Annotated in this window: 18 protein-coding genes and 1 CRISPR repeat array; of the genes, 2 read left to right on the top strand and 16 right to left on the bottom strand. The window is 60.6% G+C overall.

Annotation, left to right across the window (positions count from 1 at the left end):
* Positions 1–95: 95 nt before the first annotated feature.
* Both A4R35_RS01925 and A4R35_RS01915 read left to right on the top strand, forming a co-directional pair.
* The gene (locus tag A4R35_RS01925) at positions 96–1,214 is read left to right on the top strand and encodes a MarR family winged helix-turn-helix transcriptional regulator (RefSeq protein ID WP_223258148.1); all 1,119 of its coding nucleotides are present in this window, start codon (positions 96–98) and stop codon (positions 1,212–1,214) included.
* Between the two features lie 371 nt (positions 1,215–1,585).
* Positions 1,586–2,576: a CRISPR direct-repeat array (repeat unit 37 nt; unit sequence GTTTCAATCCCAAACGGGCTCTTTCTCTGATTCTGAG).
* 594 nt (positions 2,577–3,170) lie between these two features.
* Positions 3,171–4,121 carry a class I SAM-dependent methyltransferase gene (locus tag A4R35_RS01915; protein WP_112426007.1) on the top strand — a complete coding sequence of 317 codons (951 nt, stop codon included), beginning with the start codon at positions 3,171–3,173 and terminating at the stop codon, positions 4,119–4,121.
* A gap of 410 nt (positions 4,122–4,531) precedes the next feature.
* Here the strand turns inward: A4R35_RS01915 and A4R35_RS01910 are convergent, their stop codons facing one another.
* The 16 genes from A4R35_RS01910 to A4R35_RS01820 all read right to left on the bottom strand — a co-directional run bounded on the left by A4R35_RS01910 (position 4,532) and on the right by A4R35_RS01820 (position 25,191).
* Positions 4,532–5,194 (bottom strand): hypothetical protein, encoded by a 663-nt coding sequence (locus tag A4R35_RS01910; protein WP_146747086.1) that lies wholly within the window; start codon positions 5,192–5,194, stop codon positions 4,532–4,534.
* A 595-nt stretch (positions 5,195–5,789) separates the two neighbouring features.
* Positions 5,790–6,311 (bottom strand): hypothetical protein, encoded by a 522-nt coding sequence (locus A4R35_RS01905; protein ID WP_112426003.1) that lies wholly within the window; start codon positions 6,309–6,311, stop codon positions 5,790–5,792.
* Positions 6,308–7,555 (bottom strand): amidohydrolase family protein, encoded by a 1,248-nt coding sequence (locus A4R35_RS01900; protein WP_112426000.1) that lies wholly within the window; start codon positions 7,553–7,555, stop codon positions 6,308–6,310. The genes A4R35_RS01905 and A4R35_RS01900 overlap by 4 nt, the downstream gene beginning before the upstream one ends.
* Positions 7,556–7,606: 51 nt before the next feature.
* The gene (locus A4R35_RS01895; protein WP_112425998.1) at positions 7,607–8,365 is read right to left on the bottom strand and encodes an ABC transporter permease; all 759 of its coding nucleotides are present in this window, start codon (positions 8,363–8,365) and stop codon (positions 7,607–7,609) included.
* Between the two features lie 86 nt (positions 8,366–8,451).
* Positions 8,452–9,435 carry an ABC transporter ATP-binding protein gene (locus tag A4R35_RS01890; protein WP_112425996.1) on the bottom strand — a complete coding sequence of 328 codons (984 nt, stop codon included), beginning with the start codon at positions 9,433–9,435 and terminating at the stop codon, positions 8,452–8,454.
* A gap of 12 nt (positions 9,436–9,447) precedes the next feature.
* On the bottom strand, positions 9,448–11,154 hold the full coding sequence (locus A4R35_RS01885) for a SagB family peptide dehydrogenase (RefSeq protein ID WP_112425994.1): 1,707 nt from the start codon (positions 11,152–11,154) through the stop codon (positions 9,448–9,450).
* On the bottom strand, positions 11,141–12,325 hold the full coding sequence (locus tag A4R35_RS01880) for a thiopeptide maturation pyridine synthase (protein ID WP_112425992.1): 1,185 nt from the start codon (positions 12,323–12,325) through the stop codon (positions 11,141–11,143). Before A4R35_RS01880 ends, A4R35_RS01885 begins: the two co-directional genes overlap by 14 nt.
* Positions 12,326–12,340: 15 nt before the next feature.
* On the bottom strand, positions 12,341–13,369 hold the full coding sequence (locus tag A4R35_RS01875) for a lantibiotic dehydratase C-terminal domain-containing protein (RefSeq protein WP_189361229.1): 1,029 nt from the start codon (positions 13,367–13,369) through the stop codon (positions 12,341–12,343).
* Between the two features lie 4 nt (positions 13,370–13,373).
* The gene (locus A4R35_RS01870) at positions 13,374–16,166 is read right to left on the bottom strand and encodes a lantibiotic dehydratase (protein ID WP_112425988.1); all 2,793 of its coding nucleotides are present in this window, start codon (positions 16,164–16,166) and stop codon (positions 13,374–13,376) included.
* Positions 16,167–16,180: 14 nt separating this feature from the next.
* A complete protein-coding gene (locus A4R35_RS01865; protein ID WP_112425986.1) occupies positions 16,181–17,806 on the bottom strand; it encodes a SagB family peptide dehydrogenase in 1,626 nt (541 codons plus the stop codon).
* A 23-nt stretch (positions 17,807–17,829) separates the two neighbouring features.
* A complete protein-coding gene (locus tag A4R35_RS01860) occupies positions 17,830–19,869 on the bottom strand; it encodes a TOMM precursor leader peptide-binding protein (RefSeq protein WP_189361227.1) in 2,040 nt (679 codons plus the stop codon).
* Positions 19,859–22,054 (bottom strand): TOMM precursor leader peptide-binding protein, encoded by a 2,196-nt coding sequence (locus A4R35_RS23820; protein ID WP_146747085.1) that lies wholly within the window; start codon positions 22,052–22,054, stop codon positions 19,859–19,861. Before A4R35_RS23820 ends, A4R35_RS01860 begins: the two co-directional genes overlap by 11 nt.
* A 176-nt stretch (positions 22,055–22,230) precedes the next feature.
* Positions 22,231–22,428 carry a thiomuracin/GE37468 family thiazolyl RiPP peptide gene (locus A4R35_RS01840; RefSeq protein WP_112425978.1) on the bottom strand — a complete coding sequence of 66 codons (198 nt, stop codon included), beginning with the start codon at positions 22,426–22,428 and terminating at the stop codon, positions 22,231–22,233.
* A 92-nt stretch (positions 22,429–22,520) separates the two neighbouring features.
* Entirely contained in the window at positions 22,521–22,721 is a 201-nt protein-coding gene (locus tag A4R35_RS01835) for a thiomuracin/GE37468 family thiazolyl RiPP peptide (RefSeq protein WP_223258147.1), read from the bottom strand.
* A gap of 144 nt (positions 22,722–22,865) precedes the next feature.
* On the bottom strand, positions 22,866–23,075 hold the full coding sequence (locus tag A4R35_RS01830) for a thiomuracin/GE37468 family thiazolyl RiPP peptide (RefSeq protein WP_223258146.1): 210 nt from the start codon (positions 23,073–23,075) through the stop codon (positions 22,866–22,868).
* 1,171 nt (positions 23,076–24,246) lie between these two features.
* Positions 24,247–25,191 (bottom strand): class I SAM-dependent methyltransferase, encoded by a 945-nt coding sequence (locus tag A4R35_RS01820; protein ID WP_112425974.1) that lies wholly within the window; start codon positions 25,189–25,191, stop codon positions 24,247–24,249.
* Between the last annotated feature and the right edge of the window lie 290 nt (positions 25,192–25,481).

Raw genomic sequence — 25,481 nt, 5'->3', positions numbered from 1 at the left:
CACTCACTCCGCCATTTTTATTCTCTAGTCACTAAAGAAAAATTCATTTAAGTGACTGAGTCACACAAATAGAAGGTACCACAGAGGAAGAGACCGTGTCAAGTGACACTCAGGAAAACCGCGCGGAGATGCTGGCAGCCATCAAGCGTGAATTGAGGAAGAGTAACAGTTTTGGCGCTGCCTTCTTCCGTGTAGCAGCGACCCAGGCGGGCCTGGCGGCTGACACAGACATCCAGGTTCTGGACCTGCTCGATCTGGCCGGTGAAGTTTCTGCTGGTCAGCTCGCCGAATTGATGGGAATGATCAGCGGGGCCATTGCCAAGGTGCTCAACCGTCTGGAGGCATCTGGGCTGGTGTATCGGGAGCGAGACAAGAGCGATGGTCGCAGGGTCATTGTCCGGCTCACCGCAGGCAAGGAGGAGCTGCGCAAGGTTCGCGCGATGCTGGCTGCTCTTGAGGAGACGTGGGACGAGGTGATATCGAGCTATAATGAGGAACAACTTGCCTTTCTCTTAGCCTTTCTCCAGCGCAGCAACACGCTTTCGCGCCAGCAGCTGCTCCAGCTGCAAGAAACGGCCTTGCCAGAAGAGAGAAGTATTTTCTCCGCTCCCCTGGATGATCTCCCGCAGGGCCGACTGGTTTTTCTCTCTGCTGGCATCCGGCTGGTCTTACGGACGAGCTCAGAAATGGCCGAACTCTACCAGGCGCGTTTCAAGGGAGCGGTTCCCAATGTGACCGTCCAAGGTGGAGTAGTCACTATCCGCTATCCTCGACAGTTCCTGCTTTTGACGGGAGATCAGCGTCAGGCAGAGATTACTCTGAACGGCTCCATTCCGTGGCAAATCGTCGTCCAGAGCGGGGGATCAGATGTCTTTGCCGACCTGAGCGGCCTCAATCTTGCTTCTTTCGAGGTCAGGGGAGTAGGCAGTCAAATCCTGCTACAGCTTCCCGTGCCCTCTGGAGTGGTTCCCATACGGATCAGCGGGGGAGGATCAGAGATTGTCGTGCAACGACCTGCAGGTGTTGCTGCACAAGCGCATCTCAAAGGCTGGGGGTCCGCCTGGGCCTTCGACGGTCAAACTTATATGGGTAACAAGCTGAGGTTATCCAGTGCTGGCTTTGATCCAGCAGATCCTTATTATCTTATCGAGGTGACCAGCTCCGGCAGCACGGTCACTATTACCTCTCTTGAGGCCGGGGGAGAGCTGAAATAGCTGCTCGTCGTGGTTCCGGCTAATCTGCTCATGCCCCTGGGCTTCCTGGAGCAGGAGCTGACCCCGATGGGGTGCAGATGAGCACGGCGAGTGGGCCTTTGCGACCAGCCGGGCCGAGCTGAGGTATGCAGGGAATCAACGGCACTTCCGTACATCCATGCAGGCCGTAGACGAGCAGAGCAGCTGCCAGAATGAGGCCAGGCCACGAGTGAGTGAGGTGCTCAGTCTGTGCGCGCTATTCAAGGTCTGCTCTGCTCTGCTGGTGCTTCCCCTCTTCAATCTGGCACGCAGCTTCCTCTTTCTGTTTCTGTTGATCTCAGCCCCAGACCCAGACGGGCCTGCCTCCTCTTTCTGAGCCTGAGAATCCTTGTGTTGCCCTCAATAACGGGCTCCTTCTCTGATTCTGAGCGCCGCTGGGGCTGGCTGTTGACACAGTTTGTTTCAATCCCAAACGGGCTCTTTCTCTGATTCTGAGCCGATCTGACCATGTCATGTCGCTCTGCCAGCCATGCGTTTCAATCCCAAACGGGCTCTTTCTCTGATTCTGAGCGGCTCTTGCGGCGGGGGCGCGGGTCATCCTCTGCTCCTGGTTTCAATCCCAAACGGGCTCTTTCTCTGATTCTGAGAAAAAAGAGCGTGCACGCCGTCATAGACGGCATGCAGTTTCAATCCCAAACGGGCTCTTTCTCTGATTCTGAGAAGGGTCGTGCTCTGCCGGCCCGGACAACAGTGGGTCGAGTTTCAATCCCAAACGGGCTCTTTCTCTGATTCTGAGTTTTCCTCATATACGCTACTCCATCCTCATATACGGTTTCAATCCCAAACGGGCTCTTTCTCTGATTCTGAGGTTCCTGCCCCCCTTGGGGGGGCAGGCGCAAAAAAAAGTTTCAATCCCAAACGGGCTCTTTCTCTGATTCTGAGTTCACAACTACGAGCAGACAGGGCGTCTCCGCAGGGGTTTCAATCCCAAACGGGCTCTTTCTCTGATTCTGAGTCAAGAGGTGCTCAAGTACCGACAGCTGATTGAGAAGTTTCAATCCCAAACGGGCTCTTTCTCTGATTCTGAGCAAAATGCCGGCCAGACGATGAAATGCCCCCTCCTTCAGGTTTCAATCCCAAACGGGCTCTTTCTCTGATTCTGAGGAACTGCTCGACAACTAACCACCCCCCCACCCTCCAGTTTCAATCCCAAACGGGCTCTTTCTCTGATTCTGAGTAGTGTACCGGTGTTGACACTGGGCAATTCGACAAGTTTCAATCCCAAACGGGCTCTTTCTCTGATTCTGAGGGGCCTACGAGCTGGGAGAAGCCCGTTCAGGGATTGAGTTTCAATCCCAAACGGGCTCTTTCTCTGATTCTGAGGGCACCCCCCTTAAGATAGCATCTGGAGCGGCTTCCGTCAAGGTTTTTCGATGATCCCAAAAAATCGGTCACTAGTGACCGCTCTTAAGCGGTAATGATGCCAGGCACTTTGCCACTCAGAGCGCGTCAAAAGCCATTCGAGGATCGCTGCGTGGAAAGTCGGGAGCCGAGATCCTCGAAGCAACAAGCATAAACCTATCAAAGGAGCAAAAAATATTTTTTCAATTCTTGATACCATATATCATATCTATCTTGAGGTATGGCTACAACTTCCCGAATCAGGTCAACCTTCGCAGCCACTCGTTCTCATTACCGCTTCCCCTACTCCCGTGATAGTCCCTGCTTTCCACCACTCCCACAGGACAGGACAGGTCGTAGCCTACACTGCCAGCTCCAAGGCCCGTAGTGCATCCCCGACCGCAGAACAAGAAGCCTTGGGGATACACCTGGTGGAGATAGCTCTTCCAGAGGCAGAGGTAGGGGCAGACAGTGAGCGCATTGATTCATTATACTAGAAGCAGCAGTGAAAGACACTGTAGCATGATCTTCCTCCACTGAGGGGACAGAACGACTAGCGAGCAGAAAGGAGCCTTCATGAACGAACGAGAAGCAGCAGCCGCCCCAATTCACCATGTCGAGCCTCAGCCATCGCCATCCTCGACATCCTCCAGAAACACCTATATTATCGATTCTGAGCAAGCTGCCGAGCTAGCACGTCTGATGCAGCAGGATCGGTTGCTCACCGAAGCAATGGGTGGTCTGCTGCCAGAGGAGGGGATCAACCTGCCGGAGAGGGGCCGCGTCCTCGACCTGGCCTGTGGCCCTGGCGGCTGGGCCCTAGAGCTGGCCTTTCGTTTCCCCAAGGTGGAGATTCTCGGCATCGACATCAGCCCCTTAGTCATTGAGTATGCCAACGCGCAAGCCTGGTCGCGCGGGCTGGAGAACGTCCACTTTCAGGTGGGCAACGTCATGGACCCCCTGCCTTCCCCCGACCAGTCCTTTGACTTGATCAACGGGCGGCTCCTCTTCGGCTTCATGCTACCAGCGGCCTGGCCGCGACTGCTCGCCGAATGCTTCCGCCTGCTCAAGCCCGGCGGCATCCTGCGCTGCAGCGAAACAGAGCCACCGCTCACCAGCAGTCCCGCCTTCGAGCGCTTCAGCGCCTTGGGAACCGAAGCACTCAAGCGCGCTGGCCAGAGCTTCTCGCCCGATGGCCGCCACATCGGCATCACGCCAGTACTGCCGCGGCTGTTGCGGCAAGCTGGTTTTGAGCGAGTGCGGCTCCGCGCCAGCGCTATCGAGTGGTCAATGGGAACCGAGGGACACTATCCCGTCTTTAAGGACTATCTCATCGGGTTGGAGCTGGTACAGCCGTTCCTGGTGAAGGTAGGCGTAGCGACAGCCGAAGAGCTGGCTGCCCTCTACCAGCAGGCCGTCGCCGAGATGCAAGAGGAGGACTTCTGTGCCCTCTGGACCCTGCTCACCGTCTGGGGAGAGAAGCCAGCCACAGCCAATCAGTCAGAAGCTTCCCCCACAGCTGGTTAACGGCTGCCTTCTCAGCGCACCCACCCTGCTCCTGCACCACCCCGGGCTCGTGCCTGTGCCGCACCCTTAGCGTCGGCCTCCCTGAGAACATCCGCTGAGCAGATGCCCGACCAACAGTGGCATCACATCACAGCACACCTTCCCAAAAGACAGGCCACCTCTCCTGGCTCCCGGAAAGCCAGGGGTAGAGGTGGCCCTCGATCATCACAGCCCAGAGCTGTTCTCTCGGCAAACCTGCCTATCCAGCGGGCTTGTCAGCCTCATCGCCGGAGATAGCCTGTGCAGGAAAGGAGGCTTCCCGCTTCCATCCTCCAAACAAAGGCTCTGCCCGCTGGCCACCATGAAGAGGCAACCAGCGAACGATGAGCTGGACTGTCAGAGCAAGAAGGAACTATCTCCCGTGCAACTCCTCAGCTACACTGGCCACTCGGCCCAACCAGTGGAGAACGCACGACGTTCGGACTGGAGACGAGCACTCCGCCTGGCTCAGGGAAGGTATGATCAGCCGGCAAGACCCCGCTCCAGGTAAAGGAATAGGTTTGCGTCGTGGCTCCAGGCCCAACGACGAGCGTCTGGGTGTTGTCGCCGCCGCTGCGTCCGTTATCCACAGTATAGCCAAACTTGATGATCCCGCCCAAACTCCCCGGAGCAATATGGAAGGTAGCCGTATAGGTCACCTTCAGATTGGTGCCACAATGCAGGCCGGCAATCGTGCCAGGGTTAACGCTCATAGTGACCGACGTCACGTGGAAGGGGGCCGGAGTACACAGACCAGCTGGCTTGACCGGTGTCGAGATGAGCTGGTTGGGACTGGTGACAAGGACCCCGCCAAGACCGGGAGCCGTGTGATCCAGCGGCAGCGCCCCATGCCAGCTGAAGGAGAACGTCTTTGTAGCCTGTCCCGGCAAGAACTGTAAGCTGGCGAACTGCTGCGAGCGCCCGTTATTTGTGGTATACGCAAATTGCACAGTATGAGTGCCCTGGTCAGGAACCACATGGAAGGTAGCCGTATAGGTCACTGTCAGCTCTGTGCCGCAGCTCTGGCCGGCGATCGAGGCCGGGCTGACAGCCATCTGAACTGAGGTAACCCTGAAAGCGGTCTGCGCCGTCGAGACCGGAGTGGCAGCTGTCACAGTCGCGCTGGCACGCGGCGTAGCACTTGTGGCGGACGGAGAAGCCGCAGCCCCCCCCGTAGAAGAACTTGGCGGGGAACCGCTGCAGCCTGCCAGGAAGGTCAACACGAGCAGAAAAAGGAAAACAATTTTTGTACTCTTTTTCACGAATAAAATCCTATTCCTTTTAAGTGAGGCTCAAAGCCACGAACTGGTATCAGGATAGGCACTACAAGCTGCCTTTCAGGAGCGAACAGAAGAGAGGCTACTGTTTTAACGCACTCAGATTTTCTCACCAGAACCTGAGTATAGAGTATCACAGCCCGTTGCTCACTACTGTGAAATCGGTCACACTCCGCCAGTGCTACTGACTGGCGGTGGCCGCCAACCTCTTTCCGGTCTGTGCCCTGACCAGCAACAGTACCGCTCACCCAGCGCTCGCTGAGCAGAGCCAGAGCAAGAGACGCCGCTGCCGTGAGCCTGGCCAGGGTGGGGACTATCCTGCCAGTAGCCCTGGTGCAAGCTGACAGACAGCGGAGCCATCTCAACCCCGGCCTCAGCGCGCTGACTGCTGGCCAGGCTCCGCTTGACGCTGCCGCCTCCTTACCAGCAGGAAACAGGCAAACAGCAAGAGATCGAGGCCCAGCATAGCCCCATAAAAGCCGGCACCCAACACGCTATGCTTAATCACAAGAGCCAGCGACCCACTATAGAAATCGAGCACGTCTTTGAAGGTCACCACGGTAATTGCCCCCAGCAGCACGGCTGCCACGATCTCCCAGAGGGCACGCTGACCAGGCGCCAGCCAGCGCCTGAGTGCCAGCAAGAGGACCAGCACAGCGCCAGCCAGCAAACAGAGACCCTGGCCGCCCAACAGACCAGTCTGCCAGCCGCTGAGCACCAGCACAGGCTCGCCGGGACGATTGAGCACACTATAGCGCCAGGGCAGAAAGACAGAGATCAGCAACGCCAGAACCCCCAGAGCAAACAGCCCCTCAGCCACGCTCACCGCGTTAAAACCGAACCGGCCCTGACGGCGTTGGAGAGAAGAAAGCGGAAGCAAATTTTCCTGGCTCACGACACAGACTCCTGAAACGAAGCTGATGGATGCTGACGACGAAAAACAGAAGCAGGGCGGGCAGCGACACAGCAGCCAGCCTTGAAGACGGCCTCTATCTGCCGGAGATGGCCGGGGTGCTCCAGCGGGTTGGCCCGGAGCAGCACAAGATCGGCCTGATAACCGGGACTCAGGCGGCCCAGCTGTCCGCCACGCCCGAGCTGTTCCGCAGCGCAGCTGGTGGCACCAGCGATAATCTGTGCTGGCGGAATGCCAGCCGCAAAGAGCAGCTCGCACTCCCGCAGCAGCCCGGCCCCGAAGGGCACGCCCGGATTGCCAGCGTCGCTGCCCACGCCAATGAGCACCCCCTGCTCGGCGAGGCGTCTGGCGTTCTGCATCGCCTGCTCCAGGAAGCGAGGCGCCAGTTGCTCAATAGCGGCCAGCGTCGGCACGTAGCAGATCTGGCGCTCTCGCAGCTGGTCGAGCAACTCCGGCTCGCAAGCCGCCTCGACAGCGTCGCAAACGATGCCGTGCTCGATGCCATCGCAACCGACCCGCACCGCCTCACGTACATCCGCCGCCGTCATGGTATGAGCAACGACCTTCAGGCCGTGGGCATGGGCCGCGGCGACGATGGCCGCAAAGATCTCGGGGCGCAGCTTGGGGACCTGCGCCTCCTCCTGGGGAACGATCAAACAGGCCGTGGAGACGACCTTGATGAAGTCGACGCCACTGGCGGCGAGCTGGTCGACCACCGCGCGCGCCTGCTCTGGCTCGCTCAGCTCGCGGGTAGCCGCCCGCCGCAATGCGCTCAGCCCGTGAAAGAGGCCAATGGTCGGATGCCCACCGGGAGCAGTGAGGAAGGGACCAGCCACAACGAGATTGGGAAAGAAAGGACTGCGCGCCGCCCCCGCGCGCAGACGGAGCAGCACCTCCGGCCAGCCCCCTAGATCGCGCAGGGTGGTCACCCCGGCCCCCAGAGCCTGCCGTCCGTGCTCGGCCAGCAGACGACGAAAATCATCGCTCTCCTCGATACGCTCCTCGCCGGGCGAGGTAACATGCGTATGCATATCGATCAGACCAGGCAGGCAGTAGAGGCCAGAACAGGGAATCTCTTCCCCTTCTCCCCTGAGCGGCAAGCGAGCGCGGCTATCGGTAATGGCCTCGATGCTCCCTCCTCGCAGCCAGAGATCGCATCCCTTCCTGATGCCTTCCTGCGACGCCCCCTCAACCAGGCAGACGTCGCGCAGGATCGTGTAGCTCATGCAGCCCCCCTCACCTTGAGTGAGATGACCGGTACCGGTCGTGAACACCACTCAGTGCAGCATGCGGAAGAACGCCGCCGACAGACCCAGAGCAGCGGCGCAGTATAGCAAACAGCCAACAATATCGGCGAGCGGCGCGCTGCCAGCGTTGCCCTGCAGCATCGCACTGCGCAGCAGCTCGGCCACCATGTAGGAGGGCGTAAAAGGGGCAATCTTGGAAACAATATCTGGCAGAATCTGCAGAGGTAGCAGAATACCCGTCAGAAAGGTCAGCAGAATGTACAGACCCTGGCTAATGATATTGCCAATCTCCACGCGATCCGTGAAGGAGGCAATAACCTGCCCCAGCAGCAGAAAGACGGCAGAGCCGAGAATGATGAACAGCAGGGTCAGCGGGGCATAGAGCGGGTTAAAGGTGAAATGAAAGACCAGGCTGCCAACGATGATCGCGACGATGGTCTGGATGACGATCACCAGCACCTGAGTGCAGGCGCGCGCCAGCATCACCTCCCACGGCGCCGTTGGCGTCACCAGAATACGCCTGAAGATACCCCGCTCACGCCAGGTGATCATGGCCGTGGAGTTCCCCATGAGGCCGGAAGCAATCATATTCATCACGATGATCCCTGGCAGCAGCCAAACCGAGTAAGAGACGCCGCCACTACCCGGCAGAGGAATGACATTCTGGCCAAAGACGAAGCCGAAGAGCAGCAGCGAGCCTGTCGGGACGAGCAGGCTAAAGAAAAGCAAAGTGCGACTGCGAAAAGCCAAAATAATGAAAAAACGAAATTCAGTTATGAAGCGACGCATAGGCGTTTCCTTTCTTGTCTCAAAGGGAGAAGCCGAACGACGCCGGACAGAGTCAGATTCAAGTAAGGGGCCAGGCCGATCAGCTGCTAGTCCGCTGGCCCGATGCTGCGGCCCGTCAGCGAGAGAAAGACATCTTCCAGGTTGGGCTGACGGATGGAGACGTTTTGCGGACGGCTCCCTAGCTCCTGGCCGATCTCCTCCAGCAGAGCCAGGACGCGCTGCGGATCAGATGTCTGCACAGTGAGCAGGCCATCGTCTCCGCTCACGGCGTGGACAAATTCCGCTGTCTGCAGTTGCTGCAGCTTCTCGGTGGGTAGATGGAGGCTGGCGCGCACCGTTGAGAGATTGCCCATGCGCTCGATCAGCTCGCGCGGCGTGCCCAGAGCCAGAATCTTGCCCTGATCGATGATCCCCACACGGTCACAGAGAACCTCGGCCTCCTCAATATAATGGGTCGTCAGGATGATGGTCTTGCCCTCACTCCGTAGCCGGCGCACGATGTCCCAGATATGATGGCGCGCCTGGGGATCAAGCCCGGTGGTCGGCTCGTCCAACAAGATGATCGAGGGCTGGTGCACCATCGCCAGTGCCAGCGTCAGACGCTTCTGCTGACCGCCGGAGAGCGTGCCGATGCGGGCATTGCTCTTCTCAGCCAGGTCAAAGCGCTCCAGCAGCGCCAGGGCCTCGGCCCGCGTTGGGAAGGTGTTGTAGAGTGCGCCATAGAACTGGACGGCTTCAACCGCCTTCAGATCGGTGAAGAGCGTTTCATCCTGGAGCTGCACGCCCAGGAGGCTTTTCACTTTGCGCGGCTGACGGGCGACATCATAGCCACTGACGGTGATCCGCCCCTCCTGAAAGCTGATGAGTCCCTCGACACAGGAGAGCAGGGTGGTTTTCCCGGCTCCGTTGGGGCCGAGCAGGCCAAAGCATTCGCCGTTGCCAATGTACAAGGAGACCCCTTCGAGGGCCTTAAGACTCCCATAGGATTTGTGTACGCTCTCTATCGAGATGATCGCGGCACTGTTCCCGCTCACGACGCTGACCTCCTTACGCTCAATGGTTGGATGCATGCAGATTCTCCGCTATCCTTCTGGCAATGCCGCGGCCAGAACAGCCGGTAGCGGCATCTCATAATACTGGCCAGCGAGGCGCTCGGGAGCGATCAGCACCTGAGCCAGCGCCGTCGCCCCTCTCTCAAGGCCAAGCAGATTGTTCACTCCTTCAATCGAGTAGGCCAGGCTGGTATGACAACCCAGACCGAGCAGCGCGGCAGCCAGATAGAGGCGCTGAATGACGCTTCCTGCCAGCATGTTCTGGATGCGATACCAGCGGGGCCCATAGCGGCGCACTCCCTCGCTGTACTCTCCAACCGGAAAAACGTGCAGATTGATGTGGTAGACATTATGATATCCGGTATGAGCTACTATTTGCTGTAATTGTAGACGCCTATCCCCTGACCTGACAAGCTGCCAATGGCGAGCACCGGGCGTGTAACAGTAGATACCGGGATCGAGTCCCTGCACGCCAGCGACGATACAATAGAGCAAGAGGCGAGGCAGATAAGACGCAGCAGGAGCGATATCGCTCTGCAGGCCACGGCCAGCGGCATAGAGCAACTGAGCGCACTGTTGCTCACTGATGCGCCCGGGCCGAAAGTAGTGGCGCGCTGAATGGCGCAGCGGTGTACCTCTGGCCAGCTCCAGCCCGATATCATCGCTCAGCGCCACACCAGACCCTGCAAGCGCTCCCCGCAAGCTCTCCTCCGCATCCTGGTCCTGGCCTGTCAGTGGCTGGCCCTGGGCGCAGGTCCTGATCAGCGAGGCGCGATGCAGGGCGGCTGAGAGCGGCAGGCTGCTGAGGGGCTGCAGACGCGCCCGCTCGTCTGTCACGCTGGACGGCGAGGCAGCCGCTTTCTGCCAACGCTGCCAGCCAATGCCTGGACCGCGGGGCGTATCCCCAAGGCTGAAGACGATGACCGCATAGGCGCTCTCATAAGCCTCGTCCAGGTTCAACAGGGCATTGACAGCACCGTCTACAAAGCGAAAATGAACGCTACTCTTCAGCCCGTAATAGCTGCCGACCGCCAGCGACTGACCCAACACAATCCCCAGGTCGAGACCTTGGAGACGATAGGCAAATTCGCCATATTTGAAGGCGTTCTTCCAGAAGAAGCAGCTCAGGACCAGCGCGAAGTCGGCGGCACAGGCTGGCGGTTCTAGCAGCGCTTCCAGCAGCCTCTCCAGGAAGCGACCGCTCTGCTCAGGACGGGCGTCGGCATCCTGGATTACATCCAGGGCATGATGGACGGGATCATAGTGATAGACGCCGGCTGGCAGGGCCTGGGCCGGGCCGATAACGGCATAGAGTTCACAGGGATAAAGACCTCCGCCGGAAGGCACAGGGCGCAGCAGATCCTGTTTGAACGGATGCTTGAGCGGATCGAGGATCGGCAAGGTGCTCCCGGCGGCGATGGCGTTATAGCTCTCGGCCCCCGTCCAGCGCTGGCGCGTCAGACCATAGATATCGGCCAGCATCTGGCCAAACTGAGCGCCCCCAAACGGCTGGCGGCCTTGCTCCGCACCGGCTTCTGAGGTGGGCGGCGTCAGATAAGCAAGGCGCAGGCAAGGGCAGCCGCGATAGATTTTATATTTGAGCGGCGCATGCTGCCAGTCGACCACCTCGCGCTCCGGAAAGTGCTGTGCCTCCGCCATATAGCGCTGCAGCGCTGGCGCCAGCGTTTCCTGTGGCCGCTGCTCATACGGGGAGAGCGCGCGCTCAGGCTCCTGCATGATGTTGCCTCCCTCTTTCTCCTGGCCAGGGCGGTGGCCCCGACAAGGCCCCTTCGCTGAAGGCGCTGACCATGTCAACGGCGCTGATCTTGAAAGCCTCCTCAACTGCGTTGGCGGCCAGATGGCAGAGCAGAAAACGATCGATCGGGCGCAGACCCAGCCGACTGAAGTGCAGATAGAGCAGGTTCAGCACAAGGCGATAGCTCTGGAACCAGGGATCGCTGTAGAGGGCCTGCTTGTGCTGCTGATCACGCTCCAGGGCACTATGGAAGGCGCTGGCGGCCAGATTCCCACGGACGAGCGGGCCGCCTCCGTTATCCGTCTCCAGACCTGCTGCGCTCAGATCGATCTGGCCGGCGGCGATCAGTTGAGCAGCGCGTTCTTGATAGCGCTGCATCAGCCGTGACCAGGCCAGAGTGAAAGGAAAGGTATCTTGCTCCCGGTCCAGAGCCGCCAGCAGCTGTCGAAGCCGGGCAACCAGCGTTTTGGCCTGCTGCTGATAGCGATCCTCCAGGAGGGTGCGCATGCGGGCGGGGTCGGCGCTGGCGATGATAAAGCCCTCAGCATGAGAGCGGTAAGAGATGAACCCACGGGCGATATGCTGGCCCTGCCGATGGGCCACAGTGATCATCAAGTCGAAGCAGAGGGTCAGTAGCGAATGACCCTGACGCCGGTGGGCCAGCATGGCAAAGGCCAGGTCGTTGGTGTCAACGTAGAAATCTTCCAGCAGGCTCGCCAGGGCCTCGGAGCCAAGGACGTGCAGGCGACGGTCGTAGGGCAGATACTGGATCGAGTTATCGGGATAGAGCGGGAAGAACGGCCCGGCTTCCTTCTCCTGGCGGGCCAGCGTGGCGTAGAGGCCTTTCAGCTGCTCCTCATCCAGATGGGCACTGGAAGGGTGCTGGCGCAGATAGCTCCCCACGATAGACTCGATGAGCGGCTTGAGCGCCACAGCGAACTGCGTCGGCGAGCAGTAAAAGCGCAGGCGCAGGTGAGGACCACGCAGCCAGTGACGCACAAAGAAGAGCCGTGTCGTGATGGGCCTGGCCTGAACAAACAGCGGCTGAATGCAGTCGAGGAGCAGGGCATCGTTCTGCTGCTCAGCATAATAGTAGACATGGACACTCTGCCAGTCCCCGCCTTCAGAATAAGCAACGCTACTGCTAGACATGGCTTGCTCCTGTCTCTAGAGCTGCCTGCCGGGAAGCGGCTCGGGCTGCCAATCAGATCCGCTGGTCTGACCGCCTTCGCTGAGCGCACGTTTGAGCAGATGGAGAACGTAAGCCTCTTCGAGGAGCAGCAGACCGAGGCGATTATTGTGCATATGGGCACAGCGTAGCAGAATAGTCAACGGCGCGCTGACCGGTCTGGCCGGCGTTGTGGGCACCTGGGGGGAGACCAGCAGACCGGCCTGATCCAGCTCCCGCAGCCGGCGGTAGAGCCGGCGAATGGAGCGTAGCCAGCGCATGAGCAGCGTTGCAGAGTCGTCGAGATCAGACTCCTGCTGAGCAGAGAGGCGCAAGAGCTGCTCGCTCAGTTGCTCAAGGCGCTGGCGCTGCTCTTCGTACTGCTGATCAAAACGGGCCAGCAGGCGAGTACGCAGGCTGGCAGGCATACGCTCCCAGGAAAAGTAAAAGTGCTCGATCACTCGAGCCGTTGCCGCTCGCGTCGGATCTTCCAGGGCGGCGGTCAGAAGCAGCGCCGCCACGCTATGGGCCGTGCGCTGCCTGCGATCGGCGTCCTGGGTCAGCAGCGCCAGAGCGAGGGCGCTCGACTCCCCGAAATGCTCCTCGACGGCGGGCATAGCCTGCTGGCCACCGTAGTGCTCATATTCTGGCACATAGGGCAGAAAGTGCAGACTGTTATTCGGGTAGAGCGGCCCAGACTCAGCGCGGCCATACTCCATATAGGCGAGGTAGCCACTGATCTCCTCGTAGCGTCCCACGTCCAGAGAGTCGGGAGCTGGATGCTGCTGGAAATAGCAGGCAGCGGCCTGGCGCACCTCATCCATAATCTGCGCTGAGGCGCTGGCCGTCTGTGGCAAGAGACGTAGGCGAAGATGCGGGCCCCCCTGCCAGTAGCGCACAAAGAAGGAGGAGGCGATCAGACCGCGCTGCTCCAGGCGAGTGAGCAGCGGCTGTACGCAGCCCTTCAGGAGTGCACTGAGATCGCCGTGATAAAAGAGATGGGCGCTGATCCAGCTGCGCTGCTCCATGCTCTCAGGCTCCTTCGCTGTTAACTTCAAAGACATATTCGCAGACAGAGCCACCCTCACGAGCGGGCAGCAGGTCGGTCTCCCCCGGCAGGGCCTCCTCCAGCAGCAGGCCGAAGCTGCCCTTCGCGATCAGGTGCTCGAAGAGACTGAGCGAGAAATAGCTTTCAAAGTCAATGTAGACCGGCTTGCGCTCCTTACCAAGCGAGTAGGCGGGGCCTTCACCAGGCCCTCCGGCGGCCTGGAAATCGAAGGGATTGACACGCAGAAAGCAGCGCGCCGGTAGCTGATACTGCGTGCGCCAGCGCTGTACCTTCAGAAAGTAGTCAAAGTGTGTCTCACCTGTCTGACGAGCGGGCAAGCAGGTGGGAGGCAGGTGCCAATGCGCACGCTCGAGACAGATGCGCCCTAAACAGGTGCGTGGCCTGTAACGTGGTTGCCTCTCCCCGGCGCCCTGATGATCGGGCATCAAGGGCTGATCGAGCAGGAGCAGGCGCAGACTCCACAGGCGCTCGCCCGGTGTCTCGCCGAAGGCCCACAGCAGGAAACGGTAAAGCGGAGGCAGCCAGTAATCGGACATCAGCCCCAGATGGATCGGCAGCAGCTTACAGTTCAGGCGCCGGGAGAGCAATAGCAGTCGCTGACTGGCCGGATCGTGCTGGACCAGCAGGTCACTCAGAGGGAGCAGCCGCTCGCGCCTGCCGCTGCTCGGACAGCCGGGATAGGCGATCTCGTACCCGCCGTCGGGCAAGCGCAGGTTCAAGTTAGAGCCGAAGACGCCTTGAATGGCGATCGGTAGAGGCTCCTCAGCGCTGGCAAGGGCCTCACGCCTGTCCACCTCTGCGTGCTCCGAATGTGGGAAGGAGGGAGCAAGATGAGCCTCCAGGTAGCTCAGACGGCGCAGGCTGCGCCCGAAACCGCTCTGGATGGAGTTCAGTACCAGGCCACGCTGACCATCCTGCCAGTAGAGCTGGCAGTAAAGGGCCAGCGAGGGCGGCAGCTTCACAGACGCCGGACAATGCTCCAGCAGAGCACGCAACCGCTGGCGATCCAGGAAGCGGACACCAGCGCTATCGGGGGACTGGTCAGCCACAAAGCGCGCTACCTCTTGACGCAGGGCCATGACGCGGCTCAGCTCCTCCTGCTCGCAGGTGCTGCCGGCGAAGAGAGCACTGAAGGGGGGCCGCACCTGAGCCGTACTGAGGGCAGTCGACGGTATCAAGAGCGCCTCCGCGGGGATATTGCGCACTGCAGGCCCGAGCTGCTGGCTTTCGCGGAAGCAGTCGGCGTAAAAGGTCAGCAGATCGACCGTGGCGCCCTCTCCATAGCGCCGGCTAAACCAGGCCGTCAGCGCCAGGCGTCCCGTCAGCAATGGATCGAAGAGGCCGGCCAGCCCCTGAACAAGGGCCAGGTCAGCCAGGAGATCGCTCTCCAATGCCGGCAGGCTGCTGCCGGGGGCCTCCTCCAGGAGCGTATTTTCATAGATCAGATTCTTGGTCGGCAGGGCAAAGCCGGGCTGCTCGCTGAGGCCCAGCTCCGCCAGGAGACGCTCCAGGAGAGCGCGTAGCTGCTGCAGAAGCGCATAACGCTGATGGGCCCTGGCGGCCCGCTCGTAAGCGGCCAGCGCCTCAAGCAGCTCCAGCAGCCGCGCACGCAGCGCCTGCACCTGGACCTGATCGATAGGAGCGAGCATCTCGCAGAGGCGCAACAGATAGTTATGGGCCTGCTCAGGGATGGCAAAATCGAGCTGCAGCAGCCCGCGCGCGATGAGCTGATCGAGAAAGCCCGCCAGCTCCTGCCGGCGCTCCTGCGGGTCCAGTGCGCTGAGCGCCTCTAAGAGTTCTCCATAGGTCAGCGGCTGCCGGCGCTCAACCAGCCTGAGCACCGTCTGCAGGGCCGCAGTGGCACGCACCGTGGCCAGGCTTTCGCGTCCCAGGTCATCCCGACTGATGAAGCGCAGGAGGCCGGCATCGCTGACAAGCGAAGGATTGACGCTCACGCTCAGATAGGGGCGGACGGCAGGCCACCGGGCCAGAGCGCGCGCAATGTGATGCACGAGCAACATATTGAGTTCGATAACACTGCGACCGCGCTCCGGCTCATCCTGCACAGCGACAGGAGCCGTCACCTCCTCCCACTGTGCCTGCGCCGGGACAAAGCGACCGCGGGCCAGCGCGGTAAAAGTGCTATATGGGCTGGTTTTGGCGGCCATGCGCGTGAGGTAGTTCAGAAGCCCATCCTCCAGCTTGCGATCGAGATAGCGCCCAGCCTCAGCAGGAGCTGCCGCCAGCCAGCGGCAGCAATCCAGATAGAGGCTGGGACTGGCAAGGAGCAAGCCCTGGAGAAAGCGCTCTTGACCAGCCAGGGCGCGCAGAGCCGCCCGGCGCTCTTCTAGCTCCGCGGCGAACAGGCGGCGAGCTTCTGCCAGCAGCGCAGCGTGTTGCTGGAGTACTTCCTGCCAGCGCATGATCGCCGCCTTCAGCTCAGCGGGTAAGAGGGCCAGCAGATCGGGAGCCAGCTGCACCGGCGCTGGCTGACGACCCTGAAAGATCGCGCGCCGCAACTCGATCAGCAGCTGGCGTGGCCGACGTAGCTCAGCACCAGCCAGTGTGCCGATTACCGCGTGCAGCTGCTCCGAAAGCCGGGTCCCGCTGCTGCTCAGCCTCTCCTCAAGGATGAGGAGATCCCTGATCAGCTTCAGGCTACGTTCAAAGCGCAGCGGCGCCAGGGCCGTCAGCGGCAGGCCGGCCACCCGTACCACATATTCCGCCGCCACGCTGCAGGTGTGCTGCTCTTTCATGCCTCCTCTTCTCTTCAGAGACGAATGCTGTGTCGGTAGCGTGCCCCGGCCCCCGCGCCAGGGCGCTCATAGCCGAAGGCGATCAGAAACAAGGGCGTCTCTACGCGCTCGCGCAGATGCAGCAGCTCCGCACAGCGGTCGAGATGATAGCTATCGCTGCAGCGCGCCACCAGGCCAAAGGCCGCGCTCAGGACCGAGAGACGCTGCGCCACCAGGCCACACTCCATGTTCATGATGCGGTAGGCGCGGTTCCCCAGCGCTGCGCTGAGCGCGCCGTAGCTGGCAACCGGATAGGCCACAAAGGGGGCGCTGCCACAGTTGACAGCGGGCGTACTGTGAATGGCCTGGATCTGAGCAGCCACAGCGCGCTGTTCAACGACATGCAGTGCGCCACAGCTCCCGCAGAGACGATAGATGCCCGCGGGCACATCAGCGACATTATTGAGCGCCAGAAAAAGCTCCAGAGCGGGCCTCCTCCTATCCACGCCGCCGAGATCGCTGGCGTAAGGGGCCAGACTGTAACGGACAATCTCCCAGAAAGCGGCCCGGCTCACAGATCTGTACAGGGGGAGGAAAAAGACGTCGCCCGAGCTGCGCTGGTAGAGAGCCTGGACCAGCTCAAGCTCCTCGGGCCAGGGTGCCGGCGCCTCTAGGGTAGGGAGAGCCTGGTCACAGGAGGACGTGGCGGGCGGCAGTGAGACCGCCAGCTCGGCGCCGCTCTCCAACCGTGAGTGCTGGTCGATCTCCAGCAGCTTCTGGCAGCGCTCGCGGTCAAGCGCGCTCAGCTTGACATGGGCGGGGGCAATCGGCGCGATTTCCCTCAGCAGAGCCTCAGCGCTGACTGCGGGGGCAGGCAGCGTCTTCGTCGCCTCTCGCTCGCTCTCGGCGGGCGAGAGGACCACAGCGGCGAAAGGACTCTCCTCACCATCCTCCAGGCCAAGTAGACGGATGAGAACGCGGTCGAGAAACTGATAGTGGACCCGGGCCGCAATACCCAGTACACCGCAGACCAGCAGAATGTTGCCGACCACCATTCCCACTTCCTGCGAGCATAGCCGGTAGGAGAAGTTGCGGTAGCGGAAAGCGTTCTTCCAGAAGTAAGCGCTGACAAAGAGCACCCCTAGGCTGTCTGTTAGTTCGCAGCCAAGGGCGGCGCTCAGCACAGCGCAATAGTCACCCTGTCTGAGGGCAGCCAGACTGTGATGCAGGTTGTCATAGTGGTAAAAGCCTGGCGGGATAGGGGCCGATGCTGGCAACCAGGCGTAGAGTTCTGCAGGAAAAAAGCAGCGAGCGGAGGCAACCAGACGATGGAAGGGCCAGCGCGCATCGAGGCCGCTGTCATGACGCGAGAAGCCATAGCTATAGTAGAGCAGGCAAGAGAGCGTCTGATCATCCAGGGAGCGCGGTCCCGCTCCACAGTGGGTGTCCTGCCCCTGGCTGGCCAAGGCCCGCCGTAGATCGCCCAGAGAGAGCGGAAGGCGCTGGTTGAGCGGATAATGAGGGACGCCGCGATAGATCTTGAACTTGAGTGGCTCGCCGGGCATGCCTTCCTCGCCCTGCCCCTCAGCAAAGAGTTCCGGCAGGCCGTAGTACGTGGCCTGCAGATAGCGCAGACCGATCTCACGATCTTGGTTGCTCATAGGTGCTCGCTCCTTCCGCTCGCTCAAGGGAATGGATGAGGATAGGGATTGAGATCGGCATCGGTCAAAGGCCGCGCTGCATAACCAAGCCGATAAGGCAACTCATAGAGACGCTTGAAGCCGTAGCAGCGGCGGGCATGGTGACCGAAGGTCATCGGCAGCATACCCGGCATCAGCACACGCACGGCCCAGAAACCCTCTCGCGCCAGTTCGGGCGTCGTCTGATCGACAGCAATCACATCGATGCCGCTGCGCAGATAGCGCCCCATCACCTCCAGCACATCCTCACGCAGATCTGCATGAGTGGGCGGCTCATCGCCGTCGAACGCCTCGGCAAAGGTCTGCTGATGTGGCGTCTCGTAAAGGAAGGCCAGGCGCTCAAAGGCTTCTGGCAGGCAGTAGAGCAAGGCATGATCGCGCATCTGGGTCACACGCGAGGAGTCGGCCAGCATACCGCGCGCGTGCTCCCGTTCCTGGCGGTAGAGACTGATATGGCTGCCAACGATCGGCGCCAGCTCCTGCAGAGCATTGATCAGGGCCTTTTCTGGCAGCAGATGCGAGCCAGCGGCACACAACGCACGCGGATAGTCTGGACGTTGCTGCTCATCGACGGCCATCACCCAAAAGCAGGGGATGCGCTCCGGCAGGGTGATGTTGAAGGCATGGACACTATAGCCCGTGAGATGATACAGGCGCTCGCACATCAGCCCGACCAGTGGGTCGCGGGCCGACTGCAGCTCGATGCGCGGCATCGGCAGACGCGCGTACCAGGTCAGCAAGAAGGCGTCGCGCTCGGCAATCTCCAGAATACCGTGCAGCAGGGCCTCCTCCAGGCAGTTGCCGATCGCGCAACCGTTGGAGATCTCATAGACGTACGGTCGCTCGTGCGTCCAATAGTGGAGACCATAGTAGACGTTGCATTCAGGCACCAGCACCGGCTGCTGGCGGGCGAAGGAATAGCCCCAGACCCAATTGAGCACGAGGTCATCGCTATAGCGCACATAGGGAAAATGGGGCAGGCTATACTGCGCCTCGCTGTGCAAGCCCAGCGTGCGCGGATCAATAGCCGCCTCCCCCAATTCACGCCGACAGGCTCGCACCGCTGTACGCTTGCCGCCTGGCCGCATACCGGCGTAGCGTTCCAGAGCCTCGGCGATGGCGGCCACCTGACCCTGTTCGTAGTTGAAAGCCCTGCCAAAGCCCACCTCTTGACGCCTTCCCTGCTGAAAGTGGATGTGGGCGGCGAAATTGGCATAGAGATTGCTGCTATCTTTGGTCAGGCCGCAGATCAGACCACACTCTGGATCGACGTAGCGCGCCAGCAGTCGATCTTTGAGAGAGAGCAGATCGCGCACACGGTAAGTCTGAGGAGCGAGCTTCTGCCGCGCGACGAGCGTCATCGCCGCCTGGGCGGCAGCAGCGCTATCGGCAGGTAGGGCTGAGCAGTCGGGACAGTGCGGCTCGGGCAGGAAGGGATGGCGGCTGATTCTCAGCGTTGCCAGATCCAGATAAAGCAGCGCATTGCAGGTTAGCATGGCCTCCGGGGCCTGCAGAAACTGCGCGACCTCCCGCGCGACCTGCTGCGCCAGGATGGCCTGGGCAAAGGCCGTCAGCCAGGTTCTGGTCGGGGCAGAAACCGCATCTGGTTGCAGCTCCGAGCACGCCTGCTGTTCCAGATAGGCCCGCTCCGCCTGAAATTCTTCCGCCCGCTTGTGAGCGTTGACCCGCCGCAGCTCGGCGCAGGTGAAGCAGGCGCTGTGCCCCGGCAAGACACACGGGCCGAGCACGGCGCGTCCTGGCTCGATCGATAGCCCCAGCCAGGGTCTGCCGCTGGCCAGACTCCAGCGATTGGCCTCCCGCAGCAGCGGCCCATGCCAGCCCTCACAGATCACCAGTAGCAGCGTGCAGGCCGGCACTTGCGCCGCCCGCAGATCGGCCTGGGTGACCTCCACAGGTTCACCCCACTCGCGCAAGACTTCACGGACGGCCTGACCCAGGCGGTGACCTTCGGCCAGCAAACCCAGCAATGGCCTGGATTGTGCATTCTTCAGATCAGCGGCCATCGTCGACCCTCCTCTTCCCCAGCACAATCCGTACAATATAGGGCAGCGCCTCAGTGAGCGCCGCATCGTGATCGAGTGGCACAATCAGCGCTCTCCGTCCTTGTGACTGCAGGGCAGCGAGCAGGGCCGGTAGCATCTGCTCCCACGCTTCTACCGGCGGATAGGGGGGAGCGATCAAGGTCTCGCCGCGCAGCGCTGACGGTAGAGGAGTGACCGGCAACAGCGCATAGTCCGACTCACTATTCCGCAGAGCCTGAGCGTGCTGAAGGCAAAGGCGCAGACCCTCTTCGATGGCCGCCTGGACCTGCACGTGGCAGGTATAGGTCCAGGTCTCCTCATTGCAGCAGAAAGCGAAGGCCAGCAGCCCCCAGTCGGAGAGCAGGGCAGAGAGATCATAGACAGCGATGGCGATCTCTTGCAAGGCCAGCAAATGCCTGTAGCGCTGCGCGGCCTCAGAGAGAGTCAGGGCCTCGATCTCAACCTGGGGAAAGGGTTCGCGACTCTGTGCCAGACGCTGCTCAAGAGCCGCGCATCCATAAGTGAAGAGCGCGCGACAAAGGGCCTCGGACCAGCTCATGCCGGCGGCCACCCCGACGGGCGGCAGCTGAAGACGCTCTTCCTCAGTGGACAGCGGAAAGACCGTCGCTGCCGGAACCAGGGCGACCTGCTCGCCCGGCAGCTCCCAGGCCCAGAGGTAGTCTTCTTGCGGGTCGAGGCTGGTCGATGGCTCCAGGCTGCGTGTGTAGCAGGTGAAGGCTTCCGGGGCTGTGCCAACGAGTTCTGGCGCACTCCCGCTCAGACTGCGTCGGGGATCATAGCACCAGGCAGCGTAGCACTCGCAGGCGCGCAACGTTGCTGCCCGGCGAGCCGCTCCAAAATCGCTGCCGGCGCCGAAAACGCGCCAGGTCTCTCCTCTGGACAGACGAGGCGCTGGCTGTGCCAGATCTACGCGCGCTATATTTAAAGGAATCTGAGTGTAGTTGTGCTCATCCAGGGCGCTGAACAGCCCTAGCCTGGCATCGAACAGGCGGGCCGCCTTGCGAGAGAAGTCTTCCTGAGAGAGGACAGGCCCTGTGCTGCGCTCCCTCACCAGGTCACGGAAGTACGACGCTGTCAGCGGGCCGGCCTGGCGGCAGCAACGGCAGTGGGCAGAGGCGTTGAATGGATGACGCTGGCTCTGCAGTGTTTCCAGATCGATGAAGAGCAGATGGCCACTCGTCTCCAGCGGTCCTGCTTCAGTAATATACTTAAATAGTTCAAAATTGAGAGTATTGGCGACGACGGCAGCGGTTGGCACAGCCAGCGCATAACTCAGGGGAGTCTCGGGGTGATCGGCGAAGTCGTCGAGGGTCGTGGCCATTTCAGGCGGCAGATTGGCCAGCAAGCGCAGCCAGGCGCATTCCCAGCAGCCGCGGCTAGCTTCGTGTCCCCCAGGAGCGGGAGCGGGAAGAACCAGCGGTCCCAGCCAGGCTTGAGTGTCCAGGATGGTCGCGCTGAGGAAGAGTTTGCCTTGTTGGTAGCAGAGGCGGTTGAGCAGGGCGCTGCGCCGCAGCATTGGTCGATCTGAGAGATGCAGGACGGCCTCAAAGGGTGCGAGAGTGCGCGCCACAGTCTGCTCATCGTCCCAATTGAGCGGTTCTAGTATGTGAAGCTGCTGGAGCGGATCGCGCGTCTGACGCAGAGCCAGATATTCCTGCAGACGCTGGCGATCCAGCGGGCACTCGCCTGTGATCAGCACAGAGATGTCTGCCAGGCCGCTATGCAGGGCGGCCTGCACCAGCGCCTGGAGCGTCAGACCGGAACCGATGAGCAGCACGCGGCTCTGGCGGTAGCGTTCGAAGCGCCAGGCACTCGAATCTTGAAATGCCTCGATGAAAGCGATTTCCGCCGCGTAGGTCTCCTGCTCCGCAGCACTCAGCTGATGGGGATGATCGGGGGTCAGATCCCTGATGAAGCCGCGAGCGGTCAGCATCTCAATGAGCTTGCTGATCAAGGCGCGCTGCTCCCCTGGCGCCTGCTGAGTGATCTCGTCCAGTGTATGCTGACCATCCAGATAGGGCAAAAGCAAGTCGAGCAGACGAGCGAGGCCTTTGCCTCTCAAGTGGAAGGCGCCTTGATTGTTACGCAGGTAAACCCCTTCAGGGGTAGGAAAATAGAAGACATCGCCTCTCATCCTGGGGCGCATGGCCAGTTTCTCTCCTCATCGTGCGCATAGATGCCCTGCGGCGACGGGCTGGGCTGATGGTGCGTGAGGTGCAGCATAGCGGCTCAGCAACTACGCTGCACCTCAGATAGGCCAGGTAAAGGAGAGCCGGCCTGGTTTATTTCCGCCGGCGCTCTCGATCTCTGTCTTGCAGCTTGCTACCAGCAACAGCAGCAGGGTATGCAGCAGCTGCAGCAGCCCTCGGGAAGGACAGAGGCGCCTATCTCGATCATGCCGTGACCAAGGGTGAGCGCTTCCAGCCCATCACGATCTGCAGTGAGCGGCTGGATGTTCAGCTCGTCCAGCTGCAGCTCGTCAAGGGTCAGGTGAGCCAGTTCCTGTTTTAGATCTTCCATGCTGCGATCTCCTTTCTCCCGGCGGGCAGGTCGTGTATCGCCTCAGTCAGCAGGCAGGGAGAGCAGTTATCAATAGCTTAATTAATTGGCGATTACCAGCAGCAGCAGCAGACAATGCAGCAGCTACAGCAGGCGGTCTGGCCCGAGGAGGCGCCGATCTCTACCATGCCGTGGCCGGTCGTGAGTAGCTCCAGGCCGCCTTCGTTGGAGAGCTTCAGATCCTCGATCTCCAGGCTATCGAGGGAGAGGCCTTCGAGTTCCAGCTGGGCGAGTTCGCCGTGCAGATCTTGCATGAGTAACCTCCTTGCACATCATGTAGATGGGATGGCGCTTGTGGCATGAAGCGACGTCTGCCCTGCTGTCAACCGCTAGCCCGCACGGGAGGCCGATCAGTCTGTCGACCGGCGCTGAATATCTTGCCGAGGGGTGAGCCTTACTTAACCCAGGCAGGGGCAGCAGCAGCAGACAATGCAGCAGCTACAGCAGGCGGTCTGGCCCGAGGAGGCACCGATCTCCACCATGCCGTGGCCGGTCGTGAGTAGCTCCAGGCCGCCTTCGCTGGAAAGCTTCAGATCCTCGATCTCCAGGTTATCGAGGGAGAGGCCTTCGAGTTCTAGCTGGGCGAGTTCGCCGTGCAGTTCGTTCATTTCAGACTCCTTTCTCTTCAAAAGCTCTATTTGCAGCTATATGAAGGTAAAACTGCTCCTCTGCCGCTCTTGACGAGCGATACACGACGGATCTAAAAAATACGTCTAGCGGTTAAGAGGGCAGTATCACCTCATGCCCGTAGTTTTGGGTGCTGGTGCTTGGATGACCGGAGACGAGAAGGAGTGGTATGCCTCTAGCGAGGCTATGGGCGCGGCCTCTAACATATCTGATCGTGCGGAGCCGGCGCTGGTAATCAGCCAGATTGCAATGGCAATCACCCCTGTGATACACCTGACGGTACTAGGCAGATGCTCCTTCACATCCAATCACCGAGCAGCATTGCTCTTGAGTGAGATGTCATTTGGCATGGTAGACCAGCCTTATAGCACGGCTCAGGCCCAAGATAGAAGTTTTTCTCTTTCTCTATTCATTACCCAGCCTGCCATCCAGCATGGCTGAGCCTGCCTGGAAGCGATCTACCTGACAGCGATCTGAGGAACTGGGCGCGAGCATGGCGAACTCAAGAGAACCTTCGCCCTGGGCCTTTCCCCCCCAGGAAAGGACAGGTGGGTTGACGTTCGCATTGTGACGGAGGAGTCGGGCGATCTGCACCAGGCCTGCCTGGCTTTCGACCGTCCATCTCGATGCCTCCCTATCCAGATGGAGGCTCTTCATGCTCACGCTTCGAATATACCATTATGGTGGAGTTAATGTCAAGTGGGGTAGCGAGTCTAGAGAGGGAAGTGATCAAGAAGACGTTCAGTCGCCTCTCTGGAGCTTTTGCCAGCCCCGCCCGGGGGTAAGGTGAAACCTCTCTTGTTTGGTGAACGTGAAAGGCTGTAAGCGCGAGCCTTGCCTATTCTTCCGATCCAGCAGTATAGGCATGAAAAATTGACCTGACTGCACTCACTGTGATCCCCTCTTGTGTCTGTAAGCGCCATCGGGCAGCCCCATCGCCAGGCCCCATGCTGGACCCACCCGCCCCATGCTGAGCGCCTGCGGCTGGCCTTCTCGCCCCTGGCGCGACAATGGTTACTGGATTGGTGCCAGGGGCGAGAGGGCCAGCCGCATGTCTGTCTGTACCTTTCCTTCATTCTCCTGCTCTACTCGCGCAGGAAGGCGAGACTGAGGTGAGGCAGGCTTTCCTTCTTCAAGGGACGACTGGGGGGATCAGAGTTTCCGTCCATAGGCGGCAACAAAGTGATACATTGTTTTCAGCTCATTGCACTCCTGGAGCATGGTCTGAACAAGCGCCTGATACTGCTGGTGACTCAGCTGAAAGCGTTTTGTTGCCGCGCCGCTCAGGGCCAGGGCGAACTCGCGGAAGTCCAGGGCTAGCAGGGAGCCGATGCGCCCGCCCCAGTCTCCAAAGGGGACTTCGATTACTTGTCGCTGCACCTGTGATAGACCAGCCTCCCACAAGTAGCGATCCAGCGAGGCGGTGACAGCCCCCTCTCCATCCAGTCCTCTGAGCGCTGCCAGTTCCTTAATCATGGCATCCAGCCGGCGATGCGTCGGCCCCATAGGAGCCGCTTCCAGGCCAGGCTCCAGCAGCTCGACCCAGCCGCCAGGGGCGGTCACCCGTGCCAGTTCTTGCACCACCCGGGGCCAGGCTGCCAGGGGCAACGCTGTCCACAAGAAGCGTTGATGGACGAAATCGAAGGAGTGATCTGGGAAGGGCAAGCCATTGAGCACATCCCCTTTGACGAAGCGGTAATTGGGCGGGGGAGCTGTCTGTTGCTTCGCTTCCTCCACGTCCAGGCCCACTACGCTTGCCTGGGGGAACTCACGCGCCAGCTCGGAGGCCCATTGTCCAGTACCGCAGCCAACATCAAGGATCTGGCGCGGGGCCTGGATGGGGGCCAGATAGTTGCGGCGCAGGGCAGCGCGCAGCACGTAGTGCTGAAAGTCGAGACGGTTGACTTCCTGCAGGTCCTTGGGCAGCAGATAGGGCTGCTCCTCAAGATAGCGGCGCTGATCTGTATCGGTACGGTCGGCTAGAGTGGTCACATTGGCCCAACTGGAAAATTGGGCTGTTTCGGAAGCGTCAGAGACCGGTGGCAAACTGCTCTGGGGCACTGTTGGGCGCTTGCGTCTGAAGAACCACCAGGGCATACTACTACCTCCTTGTCATCTCATCTGGTCCTGCTCTGTCCGAAAAGAGCCAGTATGAATGAGGACAGATGGAGAGCGAACACTGTCAGTCTAGGAAAGGAGAAGAAGGATGTCAACGAGAAGCGATTGCTATAACGCCTGATTATTGATTTTTTATGATTTCCTAATGCAGAACAGAGACGTCAGCCCGGCTGGAGCGGGCGGATTTGTCTGCGGGACGGGCCTGGCCCCTGAACGGGGTAGCCTTCAGACTGAGATGGTGAGCGAGCGCTTTCTCTACGGGCGTCCCG

The organism is Thermogemmatispora tikiterensis (genome assembly GCF_003268475.1).
In the GTDB taxonomy this organism is placed as follows: domain Bacteria; phylum Chloroflexota; class Ktedonobacteria; order Ktedonobacterales; family Ktedonobacteraceae; genus Thermogemmatispora; species Thermogemmatispora tikiterensis.
The sequence above is the reverse complement of the archived record's forward strand: the minus strand, read 5'-3'. Positions and strand labels throughout refer to the sequence as shown.

Excerpts from the sequence above, each read along its gene's own strand:
- A4R35_RS01915 (WP_112426007.1), top strand. The coding sequence starts at position 3,171 with ATGAACGAACGAGAAGCAGCAGCCGCCCCAATTCACCATGTCGAGCCT.
- A4R35_RS01910 (WP_146747086.1), bottom strand. The coding sequence starts at position 5,194 with ATGGCTGTCAGCCCGGCCTCGATCGCCGGCCAGAGCTGCGGCACAGAG.
- A4R35_RS01900 (WP_112426000.1), bottom strand. The coding sequence starts at position 7,555 with ATGAGCTACACGATCCTGCGCGACGTCTGCCTGGTTGAGGGGGCGTCG.
- A4R35_RS01895 (WP_112425998.1), bottom strand. The coding sequence starts at position 8,365 with ATGCGTCGCTTCATAACTGAATTTCGTTTTTTCATTATTTTGGCTTTT.
- A4R35_RS01890 (WP_112425996.1), bottom strand. The coding sequence starts at position 9,435 with ATGCATCCAACCATTGAGCGTAAGGAGGTCAGCGTCGTGAGCGGGAAC.
- A4R35_RS01885 (WP_112425994.1), bottom strand. The coding sequence starts at position 11,154 with ATGCAGGAGCCTGAGCGCGCGCTCTCCCCGTATGAGCAGCGGCCACAG.
- A4R35_RS01880 (WP_112425992.1), bottom strand. The coding sequence starts at position 12,325 with ATGTCTAGCAGTAGCGTTGCTTATTCTGAAGGCGGGGACTGGCAGAGT.
- A4R35_RS01875 (WP_189361229.1), bottom strand. The coding sequence starts at position 13,369 with ATGGAGCAGCGCAGCTGGATCAGCGCCCATCTCTTTTATCACGGCGAT.
- A4R35_RS01870 (WP_112425988.1), bottom strand. The coding sequence starts at position 16,166 with ATGAAAGAGCAGCACACCTGCAGCGTGGCGGCGGAATATGTGGTACGG.
- A4R35_RS01865 (WP_112425986.1), bottom strand. The coding sequence starts at position 17,806 with ATGAGCAACCAAGATCGTGAGATCGGTCTGCGCTATCTGCAGGCCACG.
- A4R35_RS01860 (WP_189361227.1), bottom strand. The coding sequence starts at position 19,869 with ATGGCCGCTGATCTGAAGAATGCACAATCCAGGCCATTGCTGGGTTTG.
- A4R35_RS23820 (WP_146747085.1), bottom strand. The coding sequence starts at position 22,054 with ATGCGCCCCAGGATGAGAGGCGATGTCTTCTATTTTCCTACCCCTGAA.
- A4R35_RS01840 (WP_112425978.1), bottom strand. The coding sequence starts at position 22,428 with ATGGAAGATCTAAAACAGGAACTGGCTCACCTGACCCTTGACGAGCTG.
- A4R35_RS01835 (WP_223258147.1), bottom strand. The coding sequence starts at position 22,721 with ATGCAAGATCTGCACGGCGAACTCGCCCAGCTGGAACTCGAAGGCCTC.
- A4R35_RS01830 (WP_223258146.1), bottom strand. The coding sequence starts at position 23,075 with ATGAACGAACTGCACGGCGAACTCGCCCAGCTAGAACTCGAAGGCCTC.
- A4R35_RS01820 (WP_112425974.1), bottom strand. The coding sequence starts at position 25,191 with ATGCCCTGGTGGTTCTTCAGACGCAAGCGCCCAACAGTGCCCCAGAGC.